The following is a 1,533-nucleotide window of genomic DNA, read 5'->3' as shown; positions in this document are numbered from 1 at the left end:
ACTTCGTTCTGGGCTTCGGCATAGATCAGCAGCGTTTCGGCGAAGCGGATCTGGGGTACGTTGAGGTTGTTCTGACGGGAACCCGCCACGCCTGCCGTTCCATTAGAGGTACGGTTGAAGTGCTTGAAGACGTAAGGCGCTCCCAGGGCGAAGGGTGCCCCGTTGCCATTGGTGAAATAGGTGGTGTAAAAATACCCCGCCTGATCCTTGGTCCGCAGATCACCCGACTCATACGAGTTGTAGAAAGCCGCTGTTGGCACCGAGCTACCCGTTCCCCCTGGTCCGTTAAACGTTACGGGCTTGAAGTTGGGGTAGAAGTTGTCCATCGGGTTACCGGCCACCGTCGTGTTGTACTGAAGCATGAAAAGGTGCTCGACACGGTTCTCGGTGCTTTCGCGGTGAACGTCTTCATACGTGGTGAAGAGGTTGATGGTCGATGGGTTGGCGTTGGCGTAGGTGATGACCTCCAGGGCCTTATCGGCCGCCAGTTTGTAGTGCGAAGCGCCTTTGCTGAGGGGGAACCCGGCCATGGTGAGGTAGACTTTGGCAAGCTGGGTTTTCACCGCTGCCAGGTTAACCCGACCGCTCGCGTCCATCCACGCTAAACCAGCCGATTCGGCAGCCAGCAGGTCGTCGACAATTACTTTATACACGTCCTCTTGTGGAGCGCGCGCGGGTAGGAAATCGTCCGACGATGCCGTTTGGGGTTTGGTAATCAGGGGCACATTTCCCCATAACCGCACCGCTGTAAAGTAGGCAGAAGCACGCAGGAACCGTGCCTCACCCAGAATTTTGGTTTTCTGAGCGGCATCCATCGGCGTAATACCCGGCACCTTATCCAGCACCAGATTCGCGTTGGCGATCACCCGATACAGCCCGTTCCAGTAGTTGACCACGTGGGCCGTGTTACCATCATGTACTAACCCGTAGAGGTTATTTAGATCGGAGTTCTGGGCCGTCTCGGTGGTGGAGGTTCCGGTCAGGGCTTCCAGCAACTGCCAGTTGCTGGAGAAGATACCGGCTCCATCGCCCATGAACCGTAACGTAGCGTAGGTAGAAGCCAGAGCAGCTTCAGCATGGTCGGGAATGGTGTAAAAGCTGGTAGGCGTTAGGTTGGACGGAGCCTGTTCCTTGAGAAATTCCGTGCAACCAGCAGGACCCACCAGGGCTGCGCCACACAGTAAAACCCGACTAATGTATTTTGCGAATGTATGTCTCATACTAGTGAAATGTCAGTCAATTAAATGCGATGGTAGATTACAGGCCGATCTGAAGGCCCAGCATGTAGGTGGTTGGCTTGGGGTAGTTGTGCCAGATCATGCCCTGCGAGAAAGCGCTGTTGCCTCCACCTTGGTTGGTTGGGGTCACTTCCGGATCACCCACAATAGGGTCTTCGACCGATAGGAAGAAGTTCTGAGCTGATACGTACATGCGTAGCCGGTTCATCTTGAGCCGGTTGGTCATCTCCACCGGGAAGGTGTAGCCAAACAACAGGTTACGGCCCCGCAGGAACGAACCGTTCTTGATCCAGTG

General features: G+C 55.4%; 2 protein-coding genes. Both read right to left on the bottom strand.

The window, feature by feature from the left end:
* The coding region (locus CRO74_RS31120; protein ID WP_097132247.1) for a RagB/SusD family nutrient uptake outer membrane protein at positions 1 to 1,220 on the bottom strand (1,220 nt) is incomplete at its 3' end.
* Positions 1,221 to 1,257: 37 nt separating this feature from the next.
* On the bottom strand, positions 1,258 to 1,533 hold a 276-nt coding region (locus CRO74_RS31115), incomplete at its 5' end, for a hypothetical protein (RefSeq protein WP_144036018.1).

The organism is Spirosoma fluviale, from assembly GCF_900230225.1.
Classification (GTDB): Bacteria; Bacteroidota; Bacteroidia; order Cytophagales; family Spirosomataceae; genus Spirosoma; species Spirosoma fluviale.
Note: the sequence above shows the minus strand (reverse complement) of the source record. Positions and strands in the feature narration are given on the sequence as shown.